Origin of the sequence: Halomonas shengliensis (assembly GCF_900104135.1) — a bacterium.
In the GTDB taxonomy this organism is placed as follows: Bacteria; Pseudomonadota; Gammaproteobacteria; order Pseudomonadales; family Halomonadaceae; genus Halomonas; species Halomonas shengliensis.
In genome coordinates this window covers 25,891-46,335 of record NZ_FNIV01000014.1, presented here as the reverse complement: position 1 = coordinate 46,335, position 20,445 = coordinate 25,891, and the positions used below count along the sequence as shown (strand labels likewise).

Below are 20,445 nucleotides of genomic sequence, written 5' to 3'. Positions count from 1 at the left end.
CGCCGCACCACCGATAAAGCGGGAATAGCTCAGTGGTAGAGCATCGCCTTGCCAAGGCGAGGGTCGGGAGTTCGAATCTCCTTTCCCGCTCCAATCGGTCACCTGCAATAGGCCAAGGCTCGCGTCAGGAGCTGGATCGCCAGCCCGGTCGAATCTCCTTCCCGCTCCATTCGGTCCCTTCCCCCTATTCGATATCGATGCAGTCTGCCGGTATGCAGGCCATTTCGCGTGCCTGAGATCCGGGTGTGACCCTCGGTGGCTTGAACTCTGGCGGCTTCGTCCCCATATCGTCATGCCTTTGCGGCATGCCCGCACCGAACCCCGAACCGTTCCAAGGATTGCGCATGGCCGAACCGGCTCTGTCCATCCGTGGCCTGACCAAGGTCTACGGCAATGGCTTCCAGGCCCTCAAGGGCATCGATCTCGACGTCGCCGAAGGGGACTTCTTTGCGCTGCTGGGCCCCAATGGTGCCGGCAAGTCCACCACCCTGGGGGTGGTGTCGTCGCTGGTGCAGAAGAGCGCCGGACGGGTGTCGATCTTCGGCATCGACATCGACCACGACTTCGCCCGCGCCAAGTACCACCTCGGCGTGGTGCCCCAGGAGTTCAACTTCAACCAGTTCGAGAAGGTGCTCGACATCGTGCTGGCCCAGGCGGGCTACTACGGCATGTCGCGGCGCCAGGCGCTGCCCCGCGCCGAGGAGCTGCTGCGTGACCTGGGGCTGTGGGACAAGCGCAATGGCAGCGCCCGGATGCTCTCCGGCGGCATGAAGCGCCGGCTGATGATCGCCCGGGCGCTGATGCACCGCCCGAAGCTGCTGATCCTCGACGAGCCTACCGCCGGCGTGGACATCGAGCTGCGCCGCAGCATGTGGGAGTACATGCGCCGCATCAACCGCGAGGAGGGCACCACCATCATCCTCACCACCCACTACCTGGAGGAGGCGGAGAGCCTCTGCCGCAACGTGGCGATCATCAACCACGGGGAGATCATCCGTAACACCAGCGTGCGCGACCTGCTGATGGAGCTGGATACCGAGACCTTCCTGCTCGACCTGGCCCATCCCGTGGAGGCCACCCCCGAGGTCGAGGGCTTCGAGCTCAGCCAGCCGGAGCCCGCCCAGCTGGCGGTGGTGGTGCATCGCGGCCAGCGGCTCAACGACGTCTTCGAGGCGCTCTCGGCACGCGGCATCCAGGTGGTCTCCATGCGCAACCGCGCCAACCGCCTGGAGGAGATGTTCGTCTCCATGGTGGAGCAGGGCAACCAGGCCCTGGACCGGGCCGCCGAAGACAAGGGCAAGGACAAGGAGGCGCGCGCATGAACCCTCGTCAGATCGCCATCGCCCTGTGGACCCTGGTGGTCAAGGAGATCAAGCGCTTCACGCGCATCTGGCCGCAGACCCTGCTGCCGCCGTCGATCACCATGACCATGTACTTCATCATCTTCGGCAACCTGATCGGCTCGCGCATCGGCGAGATGGACGGCTACAGCTACATGGACTTCATCGTCCCCGGGCTGATCATGATGGCGGTGATCACCAACAGCTACTCCAACGTCGCCTCCTCCTTCTTCTCCAACAAGTTCCAGCGCAGCGTGGAGGAGATGATGGTGTCGCCGATGCCGAGCTGGGTGATCCTCTCCGGCTTCGTGCTGGGCGGCATGGCCCGCGGCCTCGGCGTGGGGCTGATCGTCACCATCGTGTCGCTGTTCTTCACCCGTCTCGAGGTGGCCCACCCGGTGCTGACCCTGCTGGTGGTGGTGATGACCGCGGCGCTGTTCGCCATCGGCGGCTTCATCAACGCCCTGTTGGGCAAGAAGTTCGACGACATCTCCATCGTGCCGACCTTCATCCTGACGCCGCTGACCTACCTGGGCGGGGTCTTCTACTCCATCTCGCTGCTGCCGGCGTTCTGGCAGGGGGTGTCGATGCTCAACCCCATCCTCTACATGGTCAACGTCTTCCGCTACGGCTTCCTGGGCGTCTCGGACATCCCGGTGGCCTGGGCGCTGGCCGCCATCCTCGGCTTCATCGCGGTGCTCTTCACCGTCGCCCTGCGCATGCTGGAGCGTGGCCAGGGGATCCGCTCATGAGCCGGCGTCCCGAGACCCTCGCCGACGCCCCCCTGGGGCGCGAGTCCGCCTACCCCGAGCGCTACGATGTCGGGCTGCTCTATCCCATCCCCCGCGCCGCCAACCGCGCGCCGCTGGGCATCGAGGAGGGCGCGCTGCCCTTCGTCGGCGAGGACGAGTGGCACGCCTTCGAGGTCAGCTGGCTCAACGCCCGCGGCAAGCCGGTGGTGGCCGTGGCGCGCTTCCGCCTGCCGGCGGCGTCGCCCTACCTGATCGAGTCCAAGTCCTGGAAGCTCTACCTCAACGGCTTCAACCAGAGCCGCTTTGCCAGCCGTCAGGCGGTCATCGAGACCCTGGAGCGGGACCTGTCGCGGGCCGCCGGGGCCACGGTGTCGGTGGCGCTCTTCGCGGTCGACGACGAGGCGCTCGCGCCGCGCCGGCTGCCCGGCGAGTGCTTGGACGACCTGGATATCGCCATCGACGACTACACCCCGAGTGTCGAACACCTGCGTGTCGGCGACGAGGTGGTGGAGGAGACCCTCCACTCCCACCTGCTCAAGTCCAACTGCCCGGTCACCGGCCAGCCCGACTGGGGCAGCGTGCTGATCCGCTACCGCGGACCGCGCCTCGACCGCGAGGTGTTGCTGCGCTACCTGGTGGGCTATCGCCAGCACCAGGACTTCCACGAGCACTGCGTGGAGCATATCTTCATGGACCTGATGGCCCGTGCCCGGCCCGAGCGGCTGCTGGTGCTGGCGCGCTACGTGCGCCGTGGCGGTCTGGACATCAGTCCCTGGCGCGCCACCCTGGGCGAGCGCCCGCCGGAGCCGCTGCGCCTGGCCCGCCAGTAGCGGCCGGCGAGGCGACGACAGCTGGCCGGCGCACTGGTAGAGTGACGAGAAAGATTCTCGTGGGACGACAGCCAAGGGAGAGACAGCGATGGATGCGATGACGCTGCTGCACGAGCGCAGCTCCATGGGCAAGCTGATGGGGCCGGCGCCGAGCCCCGAGGAGCTCGAGGCCATCTATCGGGCGGCGCTGCGGGCGCCGGACCACAAGGAGCTGCGCCCCTGGCGCTTCATCGAGTTCTCCGGCGAGGGGCGCGAGCGCCTGGGCGAGCTGTTCGCCGAGGCGGACTATCGCGAGGACCCCCACGTCGGCGACGCCGCCCTGGATGCCGCGCGCAAGAAACCCCTGCGCGCCCCCATGGTGATCGCGGTGATCGCCCGGGTCACCCCGGACGTGCCCAAGGTGCCGAAGATGGAGCAGGTGATCTCCGCCGGCTGCGCCGCCCACGCCATCCTGCTCGCCGCCCACGCCCTGGGCCTCGGCGCCATGTGGCGAAGCGGCAAGTACGCCTTCGACCCGGTGGTGCGCAAGGGGCTGGGCCTCGAGGAGGAGGACGAGGTGGTCGCCTTCATCTACCTGGGCCGTCTCGGCGGGCGCCACAAGCCGCTGCCGGAACACGATATCGGATCCTTCGTGGAGCGCTGGCGCTGAGATGCGCGAGGTCGGCATTCCCCATCCGCGACTCCCGCTGCCGTCCCCCGGCAGCGAGGACGACCCTGCGGCCTTCCTGGCCTGGCTCGGCCAGGCGATCCCCACGGTGGCGCATCTCGGCATCCGCGAGATGTACCGCGACGGCGACGCCCTCCACTGGTCGCTGGCCCTCACCCCCAGCCTCAACGACAAGGGCACCGGCTTCGGCGGGGCGCTGGCCGCCCAGACCACCCTGCTGGGGTGGTGCTGGACCACCCTATGGCTGCGCCGTCGCGGGCTCTCCCGCGACGTCGTCGTGGCCGAGGCGACCCAGCGCTTCCTCGCCCCGGTGACCGGCGACTATCGCCTGGAGTGCCTGCCCGAGGAGGCCGCGGGGCCCGAACGCCTCGCCGCCCGCCTGGCCGACAAGGGGCGCGGGCGCATCAGTCTCGTTCAGCGCCTGTGGTGCGGCGATACCCTCTGCCTGGAAGCCCGCGGCGACTATGCGGTATTGCCAGAGACTTGATTCAGATCATGTTGTTTTTATAACCCATTGTGAAACTTTCATGATCTGTGACAAGCTTCTCCCCCGGTTCATCCTGGGGTAATCCTGTTGTCATCCTCCCTGGCCTCCTCCGACGACGCCCCGCTGCGGGTGCTGCGGCGCCGGGCGCTGCTGCTCTACCTTGCCGTGCTGGCGGTCACCGCCCTGGCGATGGGCTGGTCCCTGGCCGAGCGGCGCCAGCAGTTGATCGCCGCCGAGACGCGCCATGCCGCCGCCGCCGCCGAGATGGTACGCGAGTGGGCGGAGGCGAGCTTCTACCAGTCCCGCATGGTGCTGTCGGGGACCGGCCAGTTGGCCCTGGAGGCGCTCACCAGCGGCTCACCCGCGGCACTCGAGGCGCTGCCGGAGAAGCTCGCCCGGCGTGTCGGCTTCACCCAGGTGGTCAGTCGACTGGTGCTGCTCTCGCCCCGGGGCGAGCCGCTGGCCGCGTCACGCAAGCAAGGGCTGGCCGAGCTGCTGGCGCAAGCCGGGCCGTCCCTCGCGGCCATGCGCAGCACTCCGCGGCGTCTGCACCATGTCTCCGGCGTGCTCGGCGACCGGCCGCCGCGGGCGGTGCACCTGCGGCGCCTGCTTGACCGCACGGGGCAGGAGCGGGGTGTCATGCTGGCCGAGCTCGACCTGAGGTACCTCGATGCCGGGCTTGCCCGGGAGACCTTCCCGCTGGGCGACAGCCTGGCACTGCGGGACGAGACCCTGACCCTGGTGGGGCGCTTCCCGCGGGTGCCGGGAGCAAACGTCGGGCTGCCGGTGGACGCCGAACAGCTGCGTGAGGCCCTGGCCCGGGAGGAGAGCCTCGACGGCCTGACGTTCGCCTCGCCGCTGGACGGCACCCCGCGCCTGTTCTCGGCCCGTCGCCTGGAGGGCGCCCCCTACCTGGTGGTGGCCGGCCGCGACCTGCGCCAGGTGCTGGCGCCCTGGTGGCAGCAGCTGGCGATGCTTGCCGCCGGCTGGGGGTTCCTCGCCCTGGTGGGGTTCGTCGCTCTGCGCCGCCACCTGAGCCTGCTGGCCACCAAGCGCCGCCTGCGCGAGGAGGCGAGCCGCCGCGCCGCGGCCCAGCGGCGCCTGGAGGAGAGCGCCGCGGAGCTCAAGATCGCCGCCATGGCCTTCGATACCCACCTCGGCATGTTCATCACCGATGCCCGTGGGCGGGTGCTGCGCGCCAACCGTACCTTCAGCCGTATCACCGGCTTCACCGCCGCGGAGGTCATCGGCCAGAACCCCCGCATGTGGGCCTCGGGCCGTCACGATGCGGCCTTCTATCGGGAGATGTGGCAGACCATCGCCGCCGAGGGCAGCTGGCAGGGCGAGGTGTGGAATCGTCGCAAGAGCGGCGAGGTCTACCCCCAGTGGCTGACCATCAGCGCCATCCACGACGACCACGGTGGGGTCCTGCACTATGTCGCCACCCTCACCGACCTCTCCGCGACCAAGGCGGCGGAGTGCACCATCCAGCGCCTGGCCTTCTACGACCCCTTGACCGGCCTGCCCAATCGCCGCCTGCTGATCGATCGCCTGGGCGAGGTGATCAAGTACACACGGCGGCGGGACCACTACGCCGCCCTGCTGCTGGTGGGGCTGGACAACTTCAAGGCCTACAACAGCACCCTGGGCCACGCCCGCGGCGACACCCTGCTGCGTCACCTGGCGGAGGGGCTGCGCGGTCGCCTGCGCGAGAGCGACACCCTGGCGCGCTGGGGCGGCGACCAGTTCGCCCTGCTGGTCCAGGATCTGGGTGATGAGCCGGCCCAAGCCGCCCGCGGCGCCGAGCGGCTGGGCGACAAGCTGCTTCACGAGGTGGCGCGCCTGGCCGGCGGCGAAGACGTGACCCTCCCCCTCTCGGCCAGCATCGGCATCGCGCTGTTCCACGACGACGAGCTGGACGCCGCCGAGGCGATCCAGCAGGCGGAGCTCGCCATGTACGAGGCCAAGCGGGAGGGCGGGGCGGCGCTGCGCTTCTTCGACCGCGCCATGCAGACCCAGGTGATCGAGCGCGCTCACCTGGAGGCGGACCTAGAGCGCGCCCTCGACGCCGACCAGCTGCGCCTCTTCTATCAGCCCCAGGGTGATGCCGCGGGGGTCACCGTGGGACTGGAGGCGCTGCTGCGCTGGGAGCATCCGGTGCGCGGCATGGTCTCGCCGGGGGTGTTCATCCCCCTGGCCGAGGAGGGCGGGCGCATCGTGGCCATCGGCAATTGGGTGCTGGAGCAGGCCTGCCACCAGCTGGCGCATTGGGCTGACCAGCCGGCGCGATGCGAGCTGACCATCTCGGTGAATGTCAGCCCGGTACAGTTCCGCGAGGCGGGCTTCGTCGACGGGGTTCGCGAGATCCTCGCCGCCACCGGCGCCGACCCGCGGCGGCTGGTGCTGGAGGTGACCGAGTCGCTGTTCCTGCAGGACCCGAAGCTGGCCCGCGAGACCATGCTGGCGCTCAGCGCGCTGGGGGTGCGTTTCGCCCTGGACGACTTCGGCACCGGCTACTCGTCGCTGAGCTACCTCAAGCGCCTGCCCCTGGACGAGCTCAAGATCGACCAGAGCTTCGTGCGCGACCTGTTGGCGAGCCCCGCCGACGCCGCCATCGTCGAGACCATCATCGCCCTGGCCGACCGGCTCTCGCTGTCGGTCACCGCCGAGGGGGTGGAGACCGAGGCCCAGGCGGCCTGGCTACGCGATCACGGTTGCCGCCACTTCCAGGGCTACCTCTTCGCGCGGCCGGCGCCGCTGGTGAGCGGGAAGGAGCCCCTGCCGGGGCTTCCGAGCTGACGCCGTCCCGGCCGATGGCGGCGGCGAGTCAGCGGCCGTAGCGCGACAGCATCACTGCGGGTTCCAGCGGCCGGGCGAACAGGAAGCCCTGCACCTCGTCGATACCCAGCGAGCGTAGCCACTCGGCCTGCTCCGGTTCCTCGACCCCTTCGGCCACCACCGCCAGCCCCAGGTGCCGGGAGAACTGCACCATGGCGGCATAGGCTTCCCGGGCCCGGGGATAGCGGTCGGCGCCCAGCAGTAGACTGCGGTCCATCTTGATCGCCGTGAAGGGCAGACGCTGGATCAGCTGGAAGGAGGTGTTGCCGGTGCCGAAGTCGTCCAGCGCCAGGCGCACGCCGTGGGCCCGCAGGTCGTTCATGTGTCGCTCCACCGCCTCCAGGTCACGGAAGTCGGAGTGTTCGGTGACCTCCAGCTCGATCATCGACGCCGGCAGCGCCAGGGCCTGCAGCCGTTCCAGCAGGCGGCGCCGGAAGGCCGCCTCGGCCAGGGTCGCCAGTTTGACGTTGATGGCCAGGCTGCCGAGCCCTGTCAGCCGTGGCCTGGCGGCGGCCAGCCAGGTGAGGCTCTCCTCCATCACCCAGTGGTCCAGCCGCGAGGCCAGCCCGAGGATCTCCGCCACCGGCAGGAACTCGCCGGGAGAGATCTCGCCCAGCACCGGGTGATGCCAGCGCAGCAGCACCTCGGCGCCGCGCAGCTCGCCGTCGGCCGCGGCCACCTTGGGCTGCAGCACCAGCCGCCATTCGCGGCCGGGGTCGTCGATCAGCTCCTCGAGGGCATCGGAGAGCTGGCGGAAGCGGGTGGCACGCTCCCGGTCGAGCGGCTCGACCCGGATCAGTGGCTGCCGCCAGCCCTGGCGCTCGAGGCGAAACAGCCCGTCGTCCAGGGCCGCGCGGCACTGAGGGAAGTCCGCCTCGCTGCCCGGCAGGCGCAGCAGGCTGGCGTACCAGGCCAGGCGGCGTATGCCGCCCTCGTCGCTGGCATGCCCCAGCGAGGTGAGCATGCGGTCGACCAGGGGCTCGACCTGGTCGCGATCGTGGAGCGGCAGGAAGCCGATCACCCCCAGGTCGGCGTTGAGGTAGAGCCGGCCCGCGCGGGGCAGCAGCCTGCGCAGGGTGGCAAGCTGTTCCCGGAACAGCGCCTGGGCGGCGGGCAGGCCGAGGTGCTGGCGGTAGTCACGCAGCCCCGGCGAGACCAGCGCGAACAGCCAGCCGCCGGCGTGGCGACGGCACAGCCCGGGCAGTTCGTTCTCCAGCACCTGGCGCGTCGGCAGGCCGCTGCCCGGGTCGATGGCCAGCCGGCGCTGGGCGCGCCTGGCGCGGCGCCGCGACAGCCCCATCAGCAGCAGCGCCGCGAGCAGCACGGCGGTGACCGCGCCACCCCCGCGGACCAGCAGCGAGATCCGGCTGTCGGCGTTGGCGATGGTGCCCTCCACCGCCAGCCACTCGATGGTGTCGCGGTAGGCCTCGGGGGCCTGGCGATGGAAGCTGGCGTGCAGTGCGTAGCGCCCCGCCCCGACCTCCTGGATGGCCGGCAGGGCCTCGAAGGCGGGGCTGATCAGCGACTCCACCGCCAGCCGTCCCAGGCGCCGGGTGTCGAGCAGGGCGCCTCCGGCGCACCCCAGCGACACCTGGTAGGGGAGGTGGCAGAACACCCGCACGCCGCGCTCGGCGAGCCGCTCCAGCCACTCCCGGGAGCCGGGATAGAGGTCCTGGGCACCGGTGGTGTGGCCCTCCACGAGGTAGACGCGGGTATCCGCCGGCAGGCGCTCGAGGGCGGCCAGCACGCTCTCCGGGCGCCACTCCCACAGCACCCGGGCGGCCCTGATCCCCGCCTCCTCGGCGATGCTGTCGAGGAAGTGCCGGGTCAGGTAGCGCCCGCTGCCCTGTTCGTCACCCAGCACCAGCAGCGACAGCGGCTCGCCGAAGAGCGCCCGCAGGAAGGCCAGCGACTGGCGCTCCACGCTGCGGGTGACGATCACGCGCACGCCGCGCTCGATGGCCCGGGCGAGCAGCTCGGGGTCGTTGATGCCGATCGCCACCACCCGGGTGGGGTGGTCCAGGGCCGCGGGGTGGCGCAGGTAGAAGCGCAGGGCGGCGTCGTCGATCAGCAGCAGCCGCTCGGCGGGGGCCACGGCACGCCGCTCGGCCAGGCGGCGGCGCTCGATGTCGAAGGCGGTCTCGATGCCCAGGCGGCGGGCATCCAGGTAGTCCACGGCCATGCCATGCGCCCAGTCGAGCTGGGTCACCGCCTGCTGGATGCGCTCGACCAGCTCGTCGGACCAGGGGCTGCCGCGGTGGTAGGAGGCGAGCACCTGGATGGTGTCGCTTGCGGCCTCGGCGGCGGGCTGGGCCTGGGCGCCCGACCCCAGGCTGCCGGCCAGCAGCAGCCAGGGCGCGGCCCAGCAGGCGAGTCGACGCAGGCCCCGGGGCATCAGGCCACCACCAGGCGGTCGCGACCGCTCTCCTTGGCGCGGTAGAGCGCCTCGTCGGCACGCTGCAGGGCGTTGCCCAGGGGCTCGCCGGGCTGCGCCAGGCAGGCGCCCACGCTGACGGTGACGCCGCCACCCGGGTAGTGGGCCTGCTCGGCGATCTCGCGGCGCAGGCGGTGGGCGATGGCGGTGAGCTCGTCGACCTCGCAGGGGGTCAGCAGCACCAGGAACTCGTCGCCGCCCCAGCGAGCCGCGTGGTCGTAGCGGCGCAGGCCGGCCTCCAGCACCCGCGCCACCTCGCACAGCGCCTGGTCGCCGGCGGCATGGCCCGCGCCGTCGTTGATCTCCTTGAAACGGTCCAGGTCGAGCCAGATCAGGCCGAAGGCGAGGTTGTCGCGGGCCGCCCGCGCGGTCTGCTCCTCCAGCAGCAGGGTCATGCCGCGCCGGTTGAGCAGGCCGGTGAGCACGTCGACCCGGGCCAGGCGCTCCAGCTCCTCGGTGCGCTCGCGCACCTTGGCCTCCAGCGCCTCGGTGTGGCGGGTGACCTCGTCGGCCATGTCCCCGAAGTGGCGGATCAGTTGCCCCATCTCGCCGCTGCCGCGGGGCAGGTGCACCTCGCGGCGTCCCTCGCGCAGGGCGCCCATGGCCTGGCGCAGCGCGGCCATGGGGCTCAGCAGCTGGCGATGCAGCACCCAGTAGAAGAGCAGCAGCGCCACCAGCAGGAAGGCGATCAGCAGGCCCAGGGCCGGGGCGAAGCTGGCCACCGGCATCACCTCGTCGAGGTCGAGCAGGGTGATCTCGAACCAGCCGATGCTGGCCAGGTAGGCGATGCCGGCCAGGTGGCGCTGGCCATCCACGGTGACGAAGTCGGTGATCACGCTGGGCTGCTCCAGCGGGGCGTCGCGCAGCCGGCGCATGCGCTCCATCACCCGCTCGCCGTCGGCGGGCAGGTCGAAGAGCAGGTCGAGGGTGCGCTTCTGCCCCTCCGGCTTGACGAAGCTGGCGAAGTCGATGAAGCGCGGGTCGCGGTAGAGCTGGATGGCGCCGTTGACGTCGGCGAACAGGGTGGTGATGCCGCGCTGGTCGATGTCGACGATCTGCTCGAGGATGTTCTCCAGGGCGATGCCGGTGCCCACCACGCCGAGGATCTCGCCCTCGGCGTCGCGCATCAGCACGTCGATCCACAGCTGGGTGATGCCGAGCTCCACGTCGGGGTTGACGTTGAGGTGGAAGTCGCGCCCCTCCTCGATCAGCTGGTAGAACCAGGCATCCGCGGGGCGGCTCTCGCGCAGGTAGTAGCGCAGCGGGTCATCGCCGAAGTCGTTCTCGGCGTTGTTGTGGTAGTAGGCGCCGTTACTGCGCAGGGCGACGAAGTAGTTGCGGTCGATGAAGTTGCGTCGGAAGCTCTCCATCTCGCTGATCGCCTGGGCGCGCAGCAGGGGCGCATCCGGGTTCTCCGCCCAGCGCCTGAGCACCTGGGAGTTGGCGAACTGGTGGGCGAGGGCGATCTCGCGCTCCAGCGGCTGCAGCAGGCGGGCGCTGTCGTACTGCACCTGCACCTCGGCCACGCGGCGCCCCCACTGCTCGACGATCCGCTCCGCCATGTACTGGAAGCTGAACCAGGCCAGCAGCGAGGCGCCCAGCATCAGGGCCGCCGCCACCAGCAGGAAGCGCAGTTTCAGGCTCACGGCGTTCTCCTTCGTTCTCCACCCGCGCCGGCGTGGCGGCGGCGCGGCATGCTCCCAGCTTAACCGCTCTGCCGCGACGAGGTTTCAGCGCTGGGAAGGAGGCTGTCAACGCGAGGCGTGTGTGCCGGCCTCGCGCCGGGCGTCCTGGCCGGCACCGTCGAGCAGGAAGTTTACCGTGGCGGGTGGGGCGCAGCGCCAGCCGGCCAGTCGGGCCTGGTCACGCAGCAGGGCCAGGAAGGCGTCGTGGTCGAGGCGGTCATGGACGCTGGGCCAGCGGCAGCCGAGGAAGAAGTGGGCCACGCAGAAGGCGAGCGCCTCGCGTACCTCCAGATCGGCGGTGTCGCGATAGGCGGCCAGGCGGATGCGCGCCGTGGGGTAGAGGGTCAGCAGCGCCCGGGCCTCCTCCTCGCCGATCAGCAGGCCGCTGATCGCGCTCATGAAGGCGGCGGCATCCTCGATCAGCAGCGTCTCGGGTTCGAGGTCGCGCAGCTCGTAATGGAAGCACGCCGTCTCGCGCCGCAGGCGCAGGCGGAAGGCGGCGTCGTTGCCGCCGGCGAGTTCGGCCAGGCTGGCCAGGTGCAGGATATGACGCGGGGTATCCACATGCATGGGCGTTGCTCCCTCAGCGCTCCTCGAGAATGGCGTGCAGCCCCTCCAGGGACAGCAGGGTCAGTTCGCGGTTGGCCACCTGCACCAGCCCCTGGCGCTGGAAGCGCCCCAGCACCCGGCTTACCGTTTCCAGGGCCAGGCCCAGGTGGCTGCCGATGTCACCGCGTGACATGGCCAGCTGGAAGCGGTAGCGGCTGCAGCCGCGCTGATGGAAGCGCTCGGAGAGGCCCAGCAGGAAACCGGCCAGGCGCTGCTCGGCGGTGCGCCCCGAGAGCAGGCAGAGCTGGCGCTGCTCGCTGCGCAGCTCGCGGCTCATATGGCGCAGCAGCGATTCGTTGAGGGTAGTGTTGTGCTGGCAGAGCTCGCGCAGTCGGGCGTAGGGCAGGGCGCAGACGAAGGCGGTCTCCAGGGCGACCACCGAGGCGGGGCAGGTGCGCTCGCCGATCGCCTCGAGACCCACCGCCTCCCCGGGCAGGTAGAAGCCCACCACGTGCTCGGCCTCGTGACCGAGGGGGCGCGCCACCTGCTTAAGGCTGCCGCTGCGGACCAGGTAGAGGGTGTCGAAGGGCTCGCCCTGGGTCACCAGCGCCTGTCCGCGCTTGAGCGGGCGGGGCTGGTCGAGCAGGGCATCCAGGCTCGCCTGCGTCTCCTCGGGCAGGTCGTGGGTCAGGCACACGCCGTGCAGGCTGCAGGCGTCACAATGGGTCCCTGGCGTCCGGGTGCCGGGAACCTGTTCGCTGGCGGTCATCTTTCATCCTTGGAGGTTGCCGATCGAACCTTGACCCGAGTCAGCCTAGTCCACCGAAGCGAAATTTAATAGGCGGATGCCATGAGGTGCGTCCAGGCCGGGGCCTCACCCGTCAGTGCGTGGGGCGGCCGGAAGGGGGGCATCGCTATCCCCCTTGCGGGCCCGCTTGCGCGTGTACATTTCGGCGTCCGAGAGCTGCAGCAGCGTCATGGCGTCGGTGTCGCTCGGCGTCGAGGTGATCACGCCGACGCTGGCCCCGGTGTAGGGGATGATCTCGCCGCAGACCCGGAACTCGCCGGCGGTCAGCGCCTCCAGCGCCGCCTTGAAGGCGTGGCGCTCGGCCTCGGAGGGTTCGCCGGCATGGCGCACGACCACGAACTCGTCGCCGCCGAAGCGGGCCACCAGGTCGTCCGGCCGGCAGTTGCTCTCCAGGCGGCGTGCCATCTCGATCAGGAAGCGGTCTCCCGCATCGTGGCCGTGGGTGTCGTTGATCTCCTTGAAGCCGTCGAGGTCGATGAAGGCCACGTGCAGGCGAGCGCCGGCACTGGCCGCCTCGCCGAGGCGCCGGGTCAGCTCCTGGAGCAGGGCGCGGCGGTTGGCGATGCCGGTCAGCGGGTCGGTGTTGGCGTGCTGGGCCAGGGTGCGGTTCTCGCTGACCAGCTGGCGCAACAGGCGCTCGCTGTCCACGTAGCGGGCGATCAGCTCGGCGAAGGTGTCCAGCGTCTCCATCGCCTCCGCCGACACCTCGATGGCCTGGTCGCTGGCCGCGCACAGGGTGCCCAGCAGCGTCTCGTCGCCCAGGCATATCGGCTCGCTGAGGTAGGTCTGGAGGCCCAGCGCCCTGGCCGCCTCGGAATCTCCCCAGCAGCTCGCCACGTCGGCGGTGTAGCGCCGTCCCTCGAGGATCGCCCGGCGGCAGAGGGTGTCCTCCCAGGGCACCGACAGGCCCTCGGGAATCTCCAGGCTGCCGCTGTTGCGGGCATACACGATCCGCTGCACGCCGCCGGCCTCGTCGATCAGGGTGAAGTAGGTGGAGTGCAGCCCGGTGACCTCCTCCAGCAGGCGCAACAGCGGGCGAATCACCGCCTCCAGTCGCGCACCGAACACCGGGGCCTGCAGCAGACTCTGCGGATCGGTTGTTTCGTTCATGTCGGCTCCTGCGCATCGTCGAGTGCCTGTTCCAGCCATTGCGCGGCGAAGGCCTCTGCCGGCAGCGGACGGCCGAAGTGGTAGCCCTGGGCCTCGTCGCAGCCCATCTCGGCGAGCGCCGCGACCTGCTCGGCGGTCTCGACCCCTTCCGCCACGGTCTTCATGCCCAGCGCCTGGGCCATGGCGATGATGGTTTCGACGATGGTGCGGTCGTGATGGTTCGCCAGCATATGCCGGACGAAGGACATGTCGATCTTGAGCGCCTGGGCCGAGAAGCGTCGCAGGTAGGCCAGCGACGAGTAGCCGGTGCCGAAGTCGTCGATGGCCAGGGTGAAGCCTGCCTTGCGCAGCGCCCGGGTGATGGTCACCGCCTGCTCGGGGTCGCGCATGAAGTCGCTCTCGGTAAGCTCCAGGGCGATGGCGGTGGCGGAAAGTCCGGCGGTCAGGCGCTGGATATGCTCGGCCAGGTGGGGGTCGGCGAACTGCTGCGCCGAGATGTTGAGCGAGAGCCGACCGGGCAGCGTCAGCTCCTGTTCGCCCCAGCCCAGCAGCTGGCGGGTGGCCTGCTCCAGTACCCGGTCTCCCAGCGCGCGGATCAGGCCGCGCTCCTCGGCCATGGGAATGAACTCGCCGGGACTGACCCAGCCCCAGGTCGCGTCCTGCCAGCGGCACAGCGCCTCGGCGCCGGTCAACCTGCCCGTACGCAGGTCGATCTGGGGCTGGTAGTGCAGTGCCAGGCGGTCCTCGCGGATCGCCTCGCCGAGGCGCTCGGTCATCTGCTGACGACGCTCCAGGGCGCGGTGCATGGAGACGCTGAAGGCGCAGACCCCGTCGTCCTCGCGCTTGGCATGATAGAGCGCGATGCTGGCCGCCTTGAACAGCTCCCCCGGCGTTCGCGCATCGCGTGGGTAGCCTGCCAGGCCGATGGAAACCCGCAGCGAGAAGGCGTGGTGCTCGAGATGGATGGGGCGGGCGATGACCTCGCGCATGCGGGCGACGCACTGCTCGATGCGCTCCGGGGTAGCCTCGGGAACCAGCAGGGCGAACTCATCGCCGGAGAGCCGCGCCAGCGCCTCGCCCGGCGCCACCGAGCGCTGCAGGCGTCGGGCCAGGGTGGCCAGCAGGCTGTCGCCCAGCTGATGGCCGTGGAGGTCGTTGATCTCCTTGAAGCGTCGGATGTCCAGCAGCAGCAGGCCCAGCGGCTTGAGGTCGCGCTCGGCGGCGTCGCGCATCGCCGCCAGGTCCTCCATGAAGCGCACCCGGTTGGCGAGCCCGGTGGTGCCGTCGAAATAGGCGAGCTGGCGCATGCGCCGGTGATCCTGACGACGCTCCACCTCCGCGGCGGCACCGCTGGAGAGAATGCGCAGCACCGCGGAGGCGAAGCCGTTGGTCTCCGGGGGGGCCCGGTAGAGCACCACGATGATGCCCACCGGCTCACCCTGAGTGTTGTCCAGGCGCCGGCCGATCCACGCCGCCTGCGGCGTGGCCAGGCCCGGCCAGCGCAGCGGCGAGTCCACCTGCTCGGCACACTCCGGCGTCGTCATCAGCGCCGCGAAGGGCGAGGTCGACAGGTTGAAGGCGTGCTCCTCCAGGCCCTCGCCATCCCCCACCGCGCTGACGGTGGTGAGGTGGCATGGCGCCACCGAGGCCTCTTCCTGCCATGCGGCACCCTGCTGGGTGAAGGTGGCGATGAAGCCCGCGTCGGCCTCGAGGATCTCCACCAGGTGGCGCACCAGCTGATGGAAGTAGCCGTCGCCGATGCGCGTGGTGATTGCCGCCGCCACCCGCGCCACGGCATCCTGCACCCGCTGGGCCTCGTGCTGCTCGGTGATGTCGCTGATGAACCCTTCCAGCACCTTCACCTCACCCTCGGTGTCGTAGAGCGCCTGGCCCTGCTCCAGCATCCAGCGCCACTGCCCGTCGGCGGTGCGCAGCCGGTAGACGACCCGAAAGGGACTGCGCGCGGCGATGCCCTCCTCGACGGCGGCCTCCACCCGCGCGCGGTCCAGCGGATGGATCAGCGCCGCATAGCTCACCTCGCGGTTGTGCAGCAGCGCCTCGGGCCGGTAGCCGGTCAGGGCCTCGGCGCCCTGGCTGACCACCAGCATGGTCCAGTCGGTATCGTTCAGGCAGCGGTAGGCCATGCCGGGCAGGTGGTTGAGCAGCGTCTCGAGGCGGCGCTCGCTCTCGCGGGCCACCGCCTCGCTCCTCTGCAGTGCCCGGTTGGCCTGGCTGCGCTCGATCTGGGCGCTCGCCTGGGCCGCGGCGATATGCAGGATCTCGGACTCCAGGCCCGCCGGCTGCATGGGGCGGTTGTTGAGCACCGCCAGCAGGCCCAGCGGTCGACCGTCCAGGGCATTGAGTGGCAGGCCCAGGTAGCCCTCCGCCCCGAGCCGTTGCAGCAGCTCGTCGTCGGGAAAGCGCCGCTGCACGCCTGCGGGATAGAGACAGACCTCCCGGCCTGCCACCGTCTCGCAGGGAGTGCCGGCCAGGTCGTAGCTGAGGTTGGGTGCCGGCTCACCCCGCGACCACACCGCCAGGGTATGCGCGCGATGGTCGTCGCCGACCCGGGCCACCAGCACGTGGTCCACATCGAGGATCTCCGCCAGCTTCGCCACCAGGGTGACGAAGAAGGTCTCGCCGGTGGCACGGCTCATCCCGTCTGCCAGTAGCCGGAAGGCGGCTTCGGCGGTCACGCGGGCTTGCATCGCTTCATCCTTGTTCGAATGGCACTCCGGGCACCTGACCACCATAGCATTTCGGCACAGAGAGCAAGGTGAAGCTTACTTCGCCCTGGCGGTGCCCCTTTGCGGCATGGGCCAGCGACCAATGGAGGCCTGGGCGATAGCCGAATGGCGGTCTTGTCTATCTGTCAGTGCCCGTGGATGGCGCTGCCGGCATCGTCCATTGGTCGTAGCTCAGCTAGCCACGCGGGTAGCGATAACCTTCGCCGACGCCGCTTGCGTCTTACCTTCGGCAAGCACGGGTTTATTGTACGCTTGCTAAACAATTGATTGTTATGGCTGCTTGCCAAGCTTTCGATTTTCCCGGGGATGAGCTGGGTATGCCTGCCAACCCCCTCGGTATTGGCCGCACCGTTGAGGCAGGGATCACACTGGCGAGTCTTCTCATCCGGACTCAGGTGAAGGTCATGTCACACGCCAACGCGGCGGCCGAACAGGCGCCCTATACCGAAGCTGCCGCCTTCAAGCCGGTCTCGCTCCTGCTGGGCCTGGTCATCGGCCTGGGGGTCTTCTTCCTGCTGCCCGAGTCGCTGGCCCTGAATGCCCGCATCGTGGCGGCCATCGCCATGCTGATGGCCACCTGGTGGATGACCGAGGCAATCCCCATCCCCGCTACCTCACTGCTGCCGCTGGTGCTGTTTCCCTTCTTCGACATCGCCTCGGTGGGGGCCACGGCCTCCCCCTACGCTCATAGCATCGTCTTCCTGGTGCTGGGCGGGGTGCTGCTGGGGCTAGCCACGCAACGCTGGAACCTGCATCGTCGCTTCGCCCTTCTGACGGTGCTGACCGTGGGCACCAAGCCGGCGCAGATCGTCTTCGGCCTGATGGCCGCCAGCTGGTTCATCACCATGTGGGTCAGCAACACCGCCACCGCGGTGATCATGGTGCCCATCGGCGGCTCCATCATCGCCCTGGTGAAGTCGCTGGGTAACGGCGATGACACGCCCAAGTTCTCGGCCGCCGTGCTGCTGGGTATCGCCTACGCCATCACCATCGGCTCCATGGCGACGCTGATCGGTCAGCCGCCCATGGCGCTGATGCGCGCCTACATGGAAGACACCCATGGCCTCTCCATCGGCTTCGGCCACTGGATGCTGATGGGCGTGCCGTTCTCCGCCACCATGCTGGTACTGGCCTGGTTCGTGCTGAACAAGGTCGTGTTCCGCGCCGAGGTCGAGGACATCAAGGGCGGTCGGAAGATGATCGAGTCCGAGTTCAAGGCCATGGGTAGGCTGACACCGGAAGAAGGGCGGGTGCTGATGGTCTTCGCCGGCGCGGTCTTCTGCTGGGTGTTCCTGCCGCTGATCGCGAAGATCCCGGCGGTGCAGGGCGCGCTGCCGTGGCTTTCCAACATCAACGACACCAGTGTGGCGATCCTGGCCGCGATCCTGATGTTCGTGATTCCCGCCCCCAGGGGGCAGGGCGCGCTGCTGGAGTGGACGGCCACCCGTGACGTCCCCTGGGGCGTGCTGATCCTGTTCGGAGGCGGCCTGACCCTCTCCGCGCAGTTCACCGCCACCGGGCTGAGCGTCTGGATCGGCGAGAGCGTATCGGGCCTGTCGGGGCTTCCGCCGATCCTGATCCTGGCCGTCACCGCCATCGTCATCATCCTGCTCACGGAGCTGACCAGTAACACCGCCACGGCGGCGGCCTTCTTCCCGATCATGGGGGCCATTGCGGTGGGGTTGGGCATCGAGCCCTTCCTGATGACCATCGTGGTGACCTTCGCCGTCAGCTGTGCCTTCATGCTGGCGGTGGCGACACCTTCCAACGCCGTCGCCTTCGCCACCGGGGACCTGCCGATCAAGAACATGTGTCAATGGCCATCAAAACTGACCCACCAGCGGTCAACAAAATTGACCCACCCGTGATCGTCAGCTGAGCGTCTTCTGCTTCAGCCGGTAGCTCTCCCCGCCGAGCAGGTAGAGGTGCGAGTGGTGGATGATCCGGTCGACGATCGGCACCGCCACGTTGTCGTCGTGGAAGAACTCCCCCCAGCTGGTGAAGTCCTTGTTGGTGGTGATGATCAGCGACCGGTGCTCGTAGAACCGGTTGATCAGCTGGAACAGCGCGTAGCGCGCCTGCCGGCTCATCGGCAGGTAGCCCAGCTCATCGATCACCAGGGCGTCGACCTTGGCGAGCTTGTGCAGCGTCTTCTTCAGCTCGCCCTTCATCTCGGCGAGTTCCAGCTCCTCGACCAGGTCCAGGGCGTTGCGGAACAGCACCCGGTAGCCGGCCTCGATGGCCTTCTGGCCGATACCGATGCTTAGATGAGTCTTGCCTACCCCTGGCGGGCCGATGAACACCAGATTCTCGCGGTTATCGAGGAAGGCGAAGTCCAGCAGGGCGTTGATCTGGCGCTTGGTGATGGTGGTCTGGTGCCGGTAGTCGAACCCCTCCAGCCGCTTGTCGCTGGGGAATCCGGCCTGGCGCCGGTAGAGGTCGATACGCTTTGCCTCGCGGGTCTGGCGCTCGTGCTCGACCAGCATGTCGGCGAAGGCCAGGTAGGAGACCTCGTTGGCCTCGGCCTGGGCCAGCAGCTCGGTGAGGCCGCCGGCGATGGCGCCCAGCCGCAGGCTGCGGTAGCGCCCGGCGGTCAGCTCAAGCTGCCCCATGGGTCACCTCCTGCTGGCCGCTGGAGTGGCCAAGCCGGCCGTACTGAGCCAGCTCCGCCGGTGTCGTACAGGGGCCGGCGGCATCACCGTCGTGATCCCAGCCCCGCGCCTTGGCGAGCCGGGCCGCCGCCAACCGTTCCTTGAGGCCAACGGCCGTGAGGCGTTCCCGGGTGACCCAGTCGGCGATCAGCGTCAGGTCCAGCTCGGGCTCGGCCTCCAGCACCTGCCGGGCACCACGCAACTGGTCCTTGTAGTGATACGGCACACTCTGGCGCAGCTTGTCACACAGTTGCCGACCCAGCGTTCTGCCGAGGTGGCGGGCAATGGCCTGCTCCAGGTCGGCCTCCTGCTGGCGGTGATCGCGGTAGTGGTTCTCGTTGCGCGAGGTGTGCCCTTTGCCCAGATGCAGGGCATGGGTAGCGATCTCCTCGCCGCTCTCCAGATCGTGGATCGCCAGGCGGTCGCCCGCTTCCCGGACCCCGACGCGACCCTGCTGGTAGGCCATCGGCACCGAGTACTTGTTGGCCTTCCAGGCGATCAGGCCGGTCTTGTCGACCCGGCGCGGGGCCAGGCCGCCAGCCTCGCGGCCCACGCAGGCCGGGGTCAGGTAGGGGCGCAGGTGGCGCCGTTCTTCGGCGTCACACAGCGCCCTCGGCTGCTGGCCGGTGGTGCCATGAGTGCGCACGTTGGCGACCTCGTCGAGCCACTGCTGCACATGAGCGCGCAGGTCGGCCTCGTTCCGGAACACCTCGCCATAGAAGGCATCCTGCTTGGCGTACTTCACCCCGGCCTCGACCTTGCCCTTGCTCTCCGGATCGTAGCCGCAGCAGGCATGGATCCGGAAGCCGGCGGTGGTGGCGTACTCGTGGAAGTGCTGGTTCACCTCCAGCTCGCGGAACTGCTCGCTGATCACCACCATCTTGGTCTGGTCGTAGACGCACTCCTCCGGCAGGCCGCCGAAGTAGCGGAAGGCCTCATCGTGCAGGCGGATGAAGATGGCGGTATCGAGCGGCGACAGGCTGACGCCGACGTAGGTCAGACGCGAGTAGGAGAGCACGAACACCACGAAGTACAGGGGACGCGGCTCGCCGCCGATCATCACCTCGCGCAGCTCGCCCGGATCCACCTGGCACTGCACGCCAGGCACCATGTCGAGTACCGGCTCGTAGTAGCGCCGCTGCCGGCTGGCCACGGTGCTCCTCACCTGCTGCACGTAGCGACGCAGAGTGCGCTCCGAGACCGCCAGCTCGCCGACCTTCTCGCGCAGCTTACGGGCCACTTTAACGCTGCTCAGCCGAGGAAAGGTGCGCAGCAGGTAGACGATGTAGTCGCGGTGGGCGTCGAGCTTCTTATCGCGATCCCGGTTTGACTGCGCCGCCTCGATGGTGGCCTCGTCCTGGCGCAGGTACTTGCGGACGGTGTTGCGGGAGATGCCCAGCTCCTGGCCGATGGCACGGATCGACAAGCCCTGTCCGTCATCGTGTAACGCTTTGATCTTGTGAATCATTCCCCAGTCCTTCACATCTCCGTCCCGACCCTTGGCTGAGCCGACACGGTAGGTGGATGGTGGCAGCGCCGCCACCTCG

Annotated in this window: 15 protein-coding genes and 1 tRNA gene; 8 read left to right on the top strand and 8 right to left on the bottom strand. The window is 69.3% G+C overall.

Translation table 11 applies throughout. The features are described 5' to 3' along the window. Positions 1-18: 18 nt before the first annotated feature. From BLP95_RS15615 to BLP95_RS15585, 7 genes are all read left to right on the top strand, one after another. Positions 19-93, top strand: a tRNA-Gly gene (locus BLP95_RS15615). A 251-nt stretch (positions 94-344) separates the two neighbouring features. Then, positions 345-1,322, top strand: coding sequence for an ABC transporter ATP-binding protein (locus BLP95_RS15610; protein WP_089680951.1), 978 nt, complete (start codon positions 345-347; stop codon positions 1,320-1,322). Continuing rightward, on the top strand, positions 1,319-2,092 hold the full coding sequence (locus tag BLP95_RS15605) for an ABC transporter permease (protein WP_089680950.1): 774 nt from the start codon (positions 1,319-1,321) through the stop codon (positions 2,090-2,092). The genes BLP95_RS15610 and BLP95_RS15605 overlap by 4 nt, the downstream gene beginning before the upstream one ends. Next, positions 2,089-2,922: an NADPH-dependent 7-cyano-7-deazaguanine reductase QueF gene (gene queF, locus BLP95_RS15600; protein ID WP_089680947.1), complete on the top strand. Its 834-nt coding sequence runs from the start codon at positions 2,089-2,091 to the stop codon at positions 2,920-2,922. Before BLP95_RS15605 ends, queF begins: the two co-directional genes overlap by 4 nt. A gap of 88 nt (positions 2,923-3,010) precedes the next feature. After that, on the top strand, positions 3,011-3,571 hold the full coding sequence (locus tag BLP95_RS15595) for a nitroreductase family protein (protein ID WP_089680945.1): 561 nt from the start codon (positions 3,011-3,013) through the stop codon (positions 3,569-3,571). A gap of 1 nt (position 3,572) precedes the next feature. Further along, the gene (locus BLP95_RS15590) at positions 3,573-4,076 is read left to right on the top strand and encodes a YiiD C-terminal domain-containing protein (protein WP_089680943.1); all 504 of its coding nucleotides are present in this window, start codon (positions 3,573-3,575) and stop codon (positions 4,074-4,076) included. Between the two features lie 87 nt (positions 4,077-4,163). Continuing rightward, positions 4,164-6,875: a bifunctional diguanylate cyclase/phosphodiesterase gene (locus tag BLP95_RS15585; protein ID WP_089680941.1), complete on the top strand. Its 2,712-nt coding sequence runs from the start codon at positions 4,164-4,166 to the stop codon at positions 6,873-6,875. A 28-nt stretch (positions 6,876-6,903) separates the two neighbouring features. Here the strand turns inward: BLP95_RS15585 and BLP95_RS15580 are convergent, their stop codons facing one another. The 6 genes from BLP95_RS15580 to BLP95_RS15555 form a co-directional block, all read right to left on the bottom strand. Continuing rightward, positions 6,904-9,309: an EAL domain-containing protein gene (locus BLP95_RS15580; RefSeq protein ID WP_089680939.1), complete on the bottom strand. Its 2,406-nt coding sequence runs from the start codon at positions 9,307-9,309 to the stop codon at positions 6,904-6,906. Continuing rightward, positions 9,309-10,994 (bottom strand): sensor domain-containing diguanylate cyclase, encoded by a 1,686-nt coding sequence (locus BLP95_RS15575; protein ID WP_089680937.1) that lies wholly within the window; start codon positions 10,992-10,994, stop codon positions 9,309-9,311. Before BLP95_RS15575 ends, BLP95_RS15580 begins: the two co-directional genes overlap by 1 nt. A 105-nt stretch (positions 10,995-11,099) precedes the next feature. Further along, positions 11,100-11,603 (bottom strand): hypothetical protein, encoded by a 504-nt coding sequence (locus BLP95_RS15570; RefSeq protein WP_089680935.1) that lies wholly within the window; start codon positions 11,601-11,603, stop codon positions 11,100-11,102. Between the two features lie 13 nt (positions 11,604-11,616). Next, positions 11,617-12,351, bottom strand: coding sequence for a helix-turn-helix domain-containing protein (locus tag BLP95_RS15565; protein ID WP_089680933.1), 735 nt, complete (start codon positions 12,349-12,351; stop codon positions 11,617-11,619). A 105-nt stretch (positions 12,352-12,456) separates the two neighbouring features. Then, positions 12,457-13,500 carry a GGDEF domain-containing protein gene (locus BLP95_RS15560; protein WP_089680932.1) on the bottom strand — a complete coding sequence of 348 codons (1,044 nt, stop codon included), beginning with the start codon at positions 13,498-13,500 and terminating at the stop codon, positions 12,457-12,459. After that, positions 13,497-16,208, bottom strand: a complete 2,712-nt coding sequence (locus BLP95_RS15555) for a bifunctional diguanylate cyclase/phosphodiesterase (protein ID WP_089680930.1) — start codon at positions 16,206-16,208, stop codon at positions 13,497-13,499. The genes BLP95_RS15560 and BLP95_RS15555 overlap by 4 nt, the downstream gene beginning before the upstream one ends. Before the next feature lie 443 nt (positions 16,209-16,651). Between BLP95_RS15555 and BLP95_RS15550 the strand changes: the two genes are divergently transcribed. Continuing rightward, positions 16,652-18,115, top strand: a complete 1,464-nt coding sequence (locus BLP95_RS15550; protein WP_089680928.1) for an SLC13 family permease — start codon at positions 16,652-16,654, stop codon at positions 18,113-18,115. A 3-nt stretch (positions 18,116-18,118) separates the two neighbouring features. Here the strand turns inward: BLP95_RS15550 and istB are convergent, their stop codons facing one another. Further along, positions 18,119-18,859 (bottom strand): IS21-like element helper ATPase IstB, encoded by a 741-nt coding sequence (gene istB / locus BLP95_RS15545; RefSeq protein ID WP_089680926.1) that lies wholly within the window; start codon positions 18,857-18,859, stop codon positions 18,119-18,121. Next, positions 18,846-20,366: an IS21 family transposase gene (istA, locus tag BLP95_RS15540; protein ID WP_089680924.1), complete on the bottom strand. Its 1,521-nt coding sequence runs from the start codon at positions 20,364-20,366 to the stop codon at positions 18,846-18,848. The genes istB and istA overlap by 14 nt, the downstream gene beginning before the upstream one ends. Between the last annotated feature and the right edge of the window lie 79 nt (positions 20,367-20,445).

Excerpts from the sequence above, each read along its gene's own strand:
- BLP95_RS15595 (WP_089680945.1), top strand. The coding sequence starts at position 3,011 with ATGGATGCGATGACGCTGCTGCACGAGCGCAGCTCCATGGGCAAGCTG.
- BLP95_RS15560 (WP_089680932.1), bottom strand. The coding sequence starts at position 13,500 with ATGAACGAAACAACCGATCCGCAGAGTCTGCTGCAGGCCCCGGTGTTC.
- BLP95_RS15550 (WP_089680928.1), top strand. The coding sequence starts at position 16,652 with ATGTCACACGCCAACGCGGCGGCCGAACAGGCGCCCTATACCGAAGCT.
- BLP95_RS15580 (WP_089680939.1), bottom strand. The coding sequence starts at position 9,309 with ATGCCCCGGGGCCTGCGTCGACTCGCCTGCTGGGCCGCGCCCTGGCTG.
- BLP95_RS15610 (WP_089680951.1), top strand. The coding sequence starts at position 345 with ATGGCCGAACCGGCTCTGTCCATCCGTGGCCTGACCAAGGTCTACGGC.
- BLP95_RS15565 (WP_089680933.1), bottom strand. The coding sequence starts at position 12,351 with ATGACCGCCAGCGAACAGGTTCCCGGCACCCGGACGCCAGGGACCCAT.
- BLP95_RS15590 (WP_089680943.1), top strand. The coding sequence starts at position 3,573 with ATGCGCGAGGTCGGCATTCCCCATCCGCGACTCCCGCTGCCGTCCCCC.
- BLP95_RS15605 (WP_089680950.1), top strand. The coding sequence starts at position 1,319 with ATGAACCCTCGTCAGATCGCCATCGCCCTGTGGACCCTGGTGGTCAAG.
- queF (WP_089680947.1), top strand. The coding sequence starts at position 2,089 with ATGAGCCGGCGTCCCGAGACCCTCGCCGACGCCCCCCTGGGGCGCGAG.
- BLP95_RS15555 (WP_089680930.1), bottom strand. The coding sequence starts at position 16,208 with ATGCAAGCCCGCGTGACCGCCGAAGCCGCCTTCCGGCTACTGGCAGAC.
- BLP95_RS15570 (WP_089680935.1), bottom strand. The coding sequence starts at position 11,603 with ATGCATGTGGATACCCCGCGTCATATCCTGCACCTGGCCAGCCTGGCC.
- istB (WP_089680926.1), bottom strand. The coding sequence starts at position 18,859 with ATGGGGCAGCTTGAGCTGACCGCCGGGCGCTACCGCAGCCTGCGGCTG.
- istA (WP_089680924.1), bottom strand. The coding sequence starts at position 20,366 with ATGATTCACAAGATCAAAGCGTTACACGATGACGGACAGGGCTTGTCG.